This window comes from Gemmatimonadota bacterium, from assembly GCA_026706345.1.
GTDB lineage: Bacteria > JAAXHH01 > JAAXHH01 > JAAXHH01 > JAAXHH01 > JAAXHH01.
Genome location: JAPOYX010000266.1, coordinates 1 through 8062, shown reverse-complemented (window position 1 = coordinate 8062; position 8062 = coordinate 1). Strand labels below are relative to the sequence as shown.

8 protein-coding genes are annotated in these 8062 nt (G+C 61.7%); 5 read left to right on the top strand and 3 right to left on the bottom strand.

Annotated elements, in window-relative coordinates; all coding sequences use genetic code 11:
- Positions 1-99 precede the first annotated feature (99 nt).
- Positions 100-870 carry a histidinol-phosphatase gene (hisN, locus tag OXG98_18500; GenBank protein ID MCY3774002.1) on the top strand — a complete coding sequence of 257 codons (771 nt, stop codon included), beginning with the start codon at positions 100-102 and terminating at the stop codon, positions 868-870.
- 145 nt (positions 871-1015) lie between these two features.
- Here hisN and OXG98_18495 read toward each other — a convergent pair whose 3' ends face one another.
- Both OXG98_18495 and OXG98_18490 read right to left on the bottom strand, forming a co-directional pair.
- Complete coding sequence (locus OXG98_18495) at positions 1016-2464, bottom strand: hypothetical protein (protein MCY3774001.1); 1449 nt, start codon at positions 2462-2464, stop codon at positions 1016-1018.
- A 283-nt stretch (positions 2465-2747) separates the two neighbouring features.
- Positions 2748-3503 carry a sugar phosphate nucleotidyltransferase gene (locus tag OXG98_18490; GenBank protein MCY3774000.1) on the bottom strand — a complete coding sequence of 252 codons (756 nt, stop codon included), beginning with the start codon at positions 3501-3503 and terminating at the stop codon, positions 2748-2750.
- Positions 3504-3789: 286 nt separating this feature from the next.
- Between OXG98_18490 and OXG98_18485 the strand changes: the two genes are divergently transcribed.
- The 4 genes from OXG98_18485 (at position 3790) to OXG98_18470 (ending at position 7177) form a co-directional block, all read left to right on the top strand.
- On the top strand, positions 3790-4623 hold the full coding sequence (locus OXG98_18485; GenBank protein ID MCY3773999.1) for an amidohydrolase family protein: 834 nt from the start codon (positions 3790-3792) through the stop codon (positions 4621-4623).
- A 74-nt stretch (positions 4624-4697) separates the two neighbouring features.
- On the top strand, positions 4698-5450 hold the full coding sequence (locus OXG98_18480) for an amidohydrolase family protein (GenBank protein MCY3773998.1): 753 nt from the start codon (positions 4698-4700) through the stop codon (positions 5448-5450).
- Between the two features lie 12 nt (positions 5451-5462).
- Complete coding sequence (locus OXG98_18475; GenBank protein MCY3773997.1) at positions 5463-6299, top strand: amidohydrolase family protein; 837 nt, start codon at positions 5463-5465, stop codon at positions 6297-6299.
- Between the two features lie 110 nt (positions 6300-6409).
- Positions 6410-7177, top strand: coding sequence for an NAD(P)-dependent oxidoreductase (locus tag OXG98_18470; protein ID MCY3773996.1), 768 nt, complete (start codon positions 6410-6412; stop codon positions 7175-7177).
- Between the two features lie 47 nt (positions 7178-7224).
- Here OXG98_18470 and OXG98_18465 read toward each other — a convergent pair whose 3' ends face one another.
- On the bottom strand, positions 7225-7905 hold the full coding sequence (locus OXG98_18465) for an HAD family phosphatase (GenBank protein MCY3773995.1): 681 nt from the start codon (positions 7903-7905) through the stop codon (positions 7225-7227).
- Positions 7906-8062: the final 157 nt, after the last annotated feature.

The following is an 8062-nucleotide window of genomic DNA, read 5'->3' as shown; positions in this document are numbered from 1 at the left end:
AAGCTGTCTTAAAATTCCCAGCGGTCTTCGCACGGCTGCAAAAGCGCCGGTCGGGAACTCACCGGTAATTTTAAAACAACTTCTGAGAAAGGAACGCCCATGGCAGAGCCTTCTCTCCAGGATCTTCTGGCTTTCAGCACCAACGCGGCCTGGCAGGCCGGACGCATTACCCTGCGGTACTTTCAGTCCGGCGTCCGGGTCGAAACGAAATCCGACGACAGCCCCGTTACCGAAGCCGACCGCAAAGCGGAGCGAAGGATCGCCGGGCTGATACAGGACCGTTTTCCGGAGGACGCCATCGTCGGAGAAGAGTTCGGCGACCGGACCGGCCGGACCCCCCGCCGCTGGATTATCGACCCGATCGACGGTACGAAGTCCTTCGTTCACGGCGTGCCGCTCTACGGGGTGATGATCTGCGTGGAAATAGACGGCGTCCCGTCCGTTGGCGTGGTTCACCTCCCCGCCATGAACGAGATGGTATGCGCCGCCAGGGGATCGGGCTGTACGTGGAACGGCCGACCGGCGAGCGTCTCCACGGTCTCGCGCCTGGAAGACGCGCTCCTCTGCGCCACCGACTTCGAATCGTTCGCCGAGTTCGGCCGGGACGGCGCATACCGCAACCTCGCGGGAAGGGTCGCTTATTGCCGGGGATGGGGCGACTGTTACGGGCACGTCCTTGTCGCCACGGGCCGTGCGGAAATCATGCTGGACCCCGTGATGGCCGTGTGGGACTGCGCCGCGCTGCAGCCCATTCTGGAAGAAGCGGGCGGCACGTTTACGGACTGGAGCGGAAACCCGACCATTCGAGGCGGCAACGCCATTTCCACGAACGGGGTTCTGTTCGATGAGGTGATACGAAGTATTGCCTAGGCGATTCGACGCAAGAACCGGAACTTACAGGGCTGGACAGGATAAACAGGATGAGAAACCGTTGCAAGCCCCCTGATGGCAACCAGCATCGCGCGGCGGCCCACAGACCCTTCCGTGAATCGGCCACGAACTTCTACCGGTTTCTTCAATAATAGTACCCCAGCATGATGCACATCTCGTCGTTCTCGGCCGTAAATCCGAACCGGATGGTGAAGTCTTTGTCGTCGTTTTCGTGGGTGCATTCGAATCTCAGGGTTTGTCCAGCCCTGACTTCGAGCGCAGGATTGTACAGATTTGTCACAGGTTCGTCCCACTCCTCGCTGCGGTAGATCCTTTCATCGTCCAGGAAGATATCGAACCGCCGGCCGTGGCGATGCATGTGCGATGACAGCATGACAAGGTTGACGTCGCGCCGCAGCGTCCAGTCGCGGCCGGCGGTCACAGTCTGACCCGGCGGAACCCTGATGGCGAAAAAGCTCTCAAAGATGGGCTTTGCAGCCTCCCTGACGCTGTCGGCGGGCATTGAGTGCAGATTGACGTAGACCTCGCCTATGAGCGTGTTCTCGCCCGAGGTGTTCACGAAATGAGAGTTCAGTTCGTAGACCGCATCGGCAGGCATCGGAATCGCGATGCCTTCAGGGAAATCGAACACCGCCTTCGGCGACTGGCTGCCCACGATGAACCGTTTCCGGAAAATACCGAGCGCCTCGATCGGATCCAGATCGCGAATTCCCGGCGGCGGCGGGAATTCGTCCGTCGACTGATAGAGAATGAAGTGGTGGCTGCCTTCCGGCTGCACCACCTCAATCTTGTTCACCATCAGATCTTCCGCGATCCCCAGCCGGGTCGTCGAGAAGATTGCCCGCTCCGAACGCGGCGGGACCGCGAAGGGACTCAGGTGGAGCTGAATGCCCCGTTGGGGCTTCGCGGGCGGCTGGAAATAAAACTCCGTGTTGTGCAGGACCCGGTCCAGGTCGGGCGCATCCGGCACCACGCTGTCACTTGGCGCCCCGGCCGCGATCCATGCCCGGATCGCGTCGATCGCGACGCCGCTCAGACTGGAGTACGACCTCGGCATCCGGTCGCCGTACCCCACACCGGACCCGGTCAGCTTCGTCATCAGAAAACTCTTTCCGGGATCTCCTGCCTTGACCAGCAGCATCCCTTCTTCCCGCGCCTTCGCGTTCTGCGGCACCCGGCCCACGAGTTGCTCGTACGCCACGTCCGGTTCAAGTGAGAGTCCGGCGGCGGCCCACGCTGAACTGTGGCAGGAACTGCTGATGCAGCTTTCGTTGAAGATATGGTCCTGTATCGTCTCGAACGTTGAGCGGACGCCTGTGACGTCCGTCTCTCCCTCTTCGTGGGTTACCTTGCCGAAGTCCCCGGCAAACAGCAGAAAGTCGTTGAAGTCCACCTGGCCGTCGTCGTTCAGATCGAACCGGACGTTATTGGACCCGTACGCTTCGGCGAAAAGCAGGAAATCCGGGAAACCCACGACACCGTCCCCGTCGAAATCCCCCCCAAGACTGTGCGCGGACACGGCAATGGGAATCAACAGGAGAAACGTCGCGGTGCGGGGGAAGTTACGGCGCATTCTCATCCCCAAACTATGAGTTCAATTTCCAGGACCTGTCGAAACGTGGTCATTGCTTGTGCTGAGCTTGTCGAAGCGAGCATGCCTGCATTGCGTGTGCTGAGCCTGTCGAAGCAAGTTTGTCGAAATGTCGAAATGCCCGTGTTTGCGTTCCCTTCGCCGACCCTTCGACAAGCTCAGGGCAGCGCCTTCGACCCTTCGACAAGCTCAGGGACCGCAGGCTCAGGGAGCGGCTCAGGTATTACAAACTCTGGGAAATGCTCGCGATGCAGGCCAAGTGTGGTTACTTATGCGCGTTGCGAGCCTCATCCCCGTATTCACGCCTCGCCTGCTCCAGGGTCTCGGGATTTCCGATATCGATCGCCGAGCCCTGAATTCTGTGCGCGTATACGGGCTCGACCTGGCAGAGCCACTCGACGAAATGCCCCGGCGCATCCGGCGTCCGACCGCTCTCTACATATTCGTCGAACCGCTTCAGTGTGGCCGCGGGGTATACGTAAATGGCAGCGGAGCCCCAGTACGATTCCGGTTGGTCGGGCTTTTCTTCGAACTTTACCACCCGGCTTTCCGCGTTCAGCACCGCGATGCCGCGGCGCCGGCGGTCATCCGGGTCGTCCACGTAACATACGCAGATGTGGGCCACAGGATTGGCGCGGAAGTCCGCCACCAGATCCTTCAGACGAAACCCGAGCAGATTGTCCGACCCGCATACCAGGATGTCGTCGGTAATCGCCCGCGCACCGATAGTGTACCGGATGTCCCCGACCGCGCCCAGCCGGTTGTCATTGGTCGTCGTCCCGTCGTCGATCACGTCGATGTCAAGCCGACCGTTCCACCCGGCCGCCCAGCACTCGAAATGACCGGCGAACCGGCTATTGGTTACAAGATAGACCTCATCTACATCCGGAACGGACTCGATCTGGTCCATCAGATAGTCCACGATCGCGCGCCCGCCCACCTCGAGGAGCCCCTTCGGGAAATTCAGGGTCAGGGGGTACAGCCGGGTGGCGTAACCCGCCGCGATGACGATCGCTTTCATCATCCTCTCCATTCAGGAATTCGAATACGCAAGGAAAACTTTCCGGCATTACGATTGCGACGGCGACAGGATCAATGTGTAACCGCACTGCGAAAGGCGCTGCGTTTCCCGGGCGAGCAATTGGGCATCCCAAACCGTTTCGTCACCGGCCGGCCGGAAATCTGCTGACATTCAGGCCCTGGTTAATTATATATATGATGGATTGCAGGGGCAAGGAATTATCCGGCAAAACGCCCGTGCCGACGGTATCGTGCATGTGCGAAGTGCTTTATACTGGAGACGTGTGATGACGCCATCCGAAGTGACGGACCGCCTGAAGCCGGCTTGCCCCGCCCTCGACGTCCACGTGCATCCGCTGGACTGCTTCGGTCTTTACGGGATCGCCGACGCCAGGGAGGACGCGCGCCTCATTATCGAGGCCGCCGAACGCGCGGGCGTGGAAAAGATGTGCCTCTTCTCGTTATACACCACCTGCCCGAGAGAGCCGTCGGTTGAAGCGTTCAGGCAGGCAAACGACTACGCCCTCTCAATGCGGGACGTCGCGCCGGACGTCTTCATCCCCTTCTGTTACGTCAATCCAATGTACCCCGCTGAGTCCGTTTCGGAAATCGACCGCTGCATCGAAAGCGAGCGTATGGGCGGGATCAAGCTGTGGGTCGCCCGCCGCGCCACCGATCCGGGCCTGGACCCCATCCTGGAACGCGCGGTACATTTCGGTGTTCCGGTGCTGCAGCACGCGTGGATCAAGACGGACGGCAATCTTGTGGGCGAGTCCTTTCCGGCCGACGTGGCTCACCTGGCGCGGCGCCACCCTGACGCGAACATCATCATGGCTCACATGAATGGCTGCGGGCTCGCCGGTATGGAAGACGTGGCGAACTGTCCGAACATCTACGTCGATACCTCCGGAGGAGACCCGGACAGCGGCATCGTCGAAGCGGCCGCATCGACCATCGGACCCAATCGCATCGTCTACGGTTCCGACGCTCCGATTCGCCATTTCGGCGTGCAACTCGGCAAGACGCTCGGAACCGATCTTCCGGAGGCCGTCAAGAGAGAGATCCTCTGGAACAACACCGCCCGCCTCCTGCCGGCGTGGTCCGGCGTCCGGACCCTCTGACCGATCGCGCCAGGGTCCAAGACGGCGTGCCTGAATCGCGCGAATCGAAATCGATATGCGCCGGGGAGAACTGCATGATTATCGACATCAACGCCTACACCGGACACTGGCCCTCCCATCCCGTCGAAGGGGCCCTTGACTCCGTTCGCGCCTCCCTCAGGGAATACGGCGTGGAACGCATGTGCGTTTCGCCCCTGGACGCCGCGTGGTGCCGCAACCCGCACCGGTTCAACGACAGTCTCTACGCCGCATCGGTCGTGACGGACGACGTCTGGCCCGTACCCGTTCTGGATCCGACCATCGCCACCTGGCGCGACGAACTCCAGCGGGCGGAAGCGCAGCCCCGGGTCCGCCTGGTCAAACTCCTGCCCGCCTATTGCGGCTACGATCTGAGTTCCGCGTCCGACCTGTTCGCGGCCCTCGCGTGCGCCGGGCTCGGCGTCATCGTGCAGACACGGCTCGAAGACCCCCGCAGGCAGCATCCCCTCGCCCAGGTACCCGACGTACCCGCAGCCGAAATCGCGGATGCCGCAGAACGCCACCCGGGTCTTCTCATCATCATCGGCGGGCCGCGCACGGCTGAAATCCGGGGACTTCGAGACAGGATTCTGGGTCTCCCCAACCTCTACGCGGACGTCTCCCAGTCGGACGGGATGGATGCGGTAAAGGTGCTGGTCGACGACGGACTGAGAGACAAACTGCTTTTCGGTTCTCATGCGCCGCTCTTCATCCCCTACTCAGCCCTTTCTCGGGTCGTCACCGACCTCCCCGACGACGATACCGCCGCGATCCTGGGGGGAAACGCCGAGCGAATCGTCAACTGGTAGCGGGGCGTTACCGTGAAACTGACCACGTTGAGAGAGAAACTCAAGCCACCCTGCGACGTGCTGGACGTGCACGTCCACCCGCTCGGCACTGGCACGGCATCCGTAGAGACCGACGCCAGGAGGATCCTGGAGGCCGCCGGACGCGCGGGAATCACGAAGATGTGCATCTTTCTGCTGCATCCCGAATCGGGCGCCGGCAGCCCTCTCCATGACCCCGCGATGCGACACTGCCGGGACGGGAACGACTACAATCTGCGGATGCGCGATCGGGCGCCTGAGGCCTTTCTTCCGTTCTGCTACGTCAATCCCGCCTGTCCCGAAGCGTCCGTCGACGAGATAAACCGGTGCATCGTTGAAGAGCGCATGTGCGGAATCAAGCTGTGGGTGGCGCGCCGGGCCACCGATGCCGGGCTGGACCCGATTATGCAGCGCGCCGTTGAACTCGACGTGCCCGTTCTGCAGCACGCGTGGGACAAGACCACGGGCAACCTGCCGGGCGAGTCCTTTCCACAGGACGTGGCCCACCTGGCGCGGAGGCACCCCGGCGCCAAAATCATCATGGCCCACCTCAACGGGTGCGGGCTCCGGGGCATCGAGCACGTCGCGGACTGCCCGAACCTGGTGGCGGACACCGGCGGCGGCGACCCCGAGGCCGGAATCGTCGAGACCGCCGTGGACGCGCTGGGAGGCCGTCGCGTCGTCTTCGGGTCGGACCTGCCGGTCCGTCTCTTCGGCCAATGTCTCGGAAAAACACTGGGCGCCGATCTTTCCGAAGCAACCAGGAAAGACATACTCTGGAATAATGCCGCCCGGCTCCTTCCCGACTGGGCCGGTGTCAAGCCCCTGTGAGTGTCAGCCCGACGGGCGCACCTCCCGTCGACGTCTCGCTGACAACCGATCAAGACTCAAAACCTGGCAGCCCGCTGAAAACGCCCATCCGGGCTGCCACCGGCCGATGCATGCATAGCGACTCGATCAACGGACCGTTAGACGAAAGGCTCAACGTGCAGCAAAAGAAAATCCTCATCACAGGCGCCGCCGGCAGAATCGGGCGCGTACTGCGAGAGGGATTGAAGGACGACTACCGCCTCAGCCTGCTGTATCACAACACCATCCTGCCGGCCCGGCCCGGCGAAGACATGCATGTTTCAAGCATTACCGACATGAACAGGGTTATTGCGGCGGCGAAGGGTGTGGACGCCGTGGTCCACATGGCCGGGAATCCAAACGGGAACGCTTCCTTCGAAGATATACTTGAGGCGAACATCCGCGGAACATACACCGTCTACGAGGCGGCCCGCCGGTCAGGCGTCCACCGCGTCGTATTCGCCAGCAGCAACCATGTTACCGGATATTACGAAAAAGACGGCATCGGTACCACGACCGAGGTGAACGCGCGGCCGGACAGTTTCTACGGCGCCAGCAAGGCCTACGGAGAAGACCTTGGGCGGTACTACGCGGACGCATTCGGGCTCTCGGTGATCTGTCTGCGGATCGGCTCCTTTCAGCCGGCCGATTCGGTCATCAACCGCACGAGCGACCGGATCCTCGCGTCCTGGCTCAGCCACCGCGATACCGTCCAACTCGTGCGGTGCAGCGTCGAAACCGACGTCCACTTCGGCATCTATTACGGCATTTCGAACAATACCCGCGCGTACTGGGACCTCCGAAACGCGCGCGAGGAACTCGGATACGCTCCTGAAGATGACGCGGAGGCCTACGCCTGAGTAGCAGAACCGAAATGGTAGCCCGGACTGCCGGACCGCCGCGGGATTCAAAAATACCGTTTCGCTTCCCACAGCCCGCCCAGAATGAAATCGGCCTCGTCGTGTCGCTGGCGTCGGGTGAAGAAATTCGGCGCCGCGAACACCGTCATCCCCGCGGCCTTGCCGGCCTTGACGCCCGCCTCGCTATCCTCGATTACCGCACACCGATCCGGTTCGACGTTCAATTTCGCGGCAGCCATCAGAAAGATGTCCGGCGCCGGTTTCAGCCGTTTCACGTCGCTGCCGGACAGCACCACGTCGAACACCTCGGCCAGGTCTTGCACGCCGTCCAATCTGGACAGCAGGCCGCTGTTCAGCGTCTTCATCATCCGGTCCCGCTGCGTGGACGACGCCACCGCCAGCGGATATCCGCGTGACCGGACGTGTGCCATCAGTTCCAGAATCTCCGGCATCAGAGACACCCGATCGGGATTCGAGACCGCTTTCTCGAAACGATCCATCCAGATCTCGCGGAATGCGGCAGGCGTCACGTCCAACCGGTATCGGTCCACGGCGTACGCGCTGTTTTCCTCGACGGGATGGCCCACGCATACCGCATAGTCCGCCCGGCTCATCCCGGCGCCGTAATCTCCCAGCGTCGCGTTGAACGTCTCGCAGTAAACCGCTTCTGAATCCACGATCACGCCGTCCACGTCGAATATCACAGCATCATAGGTTCGATCTGTCACCCGTTAACCTCAGCTCGGATTAGTCAACCGTTAAATTGGCCACAAAAAGCCTGAATGCGGGTAGAGGTAAGACGGTAGAGGGTAGAGAGCCACACGACGCCACACCACCTGGTGAGACGTAAGCCGGGAGAGGTTAGAGATGTCCTGCCTCGTGAGG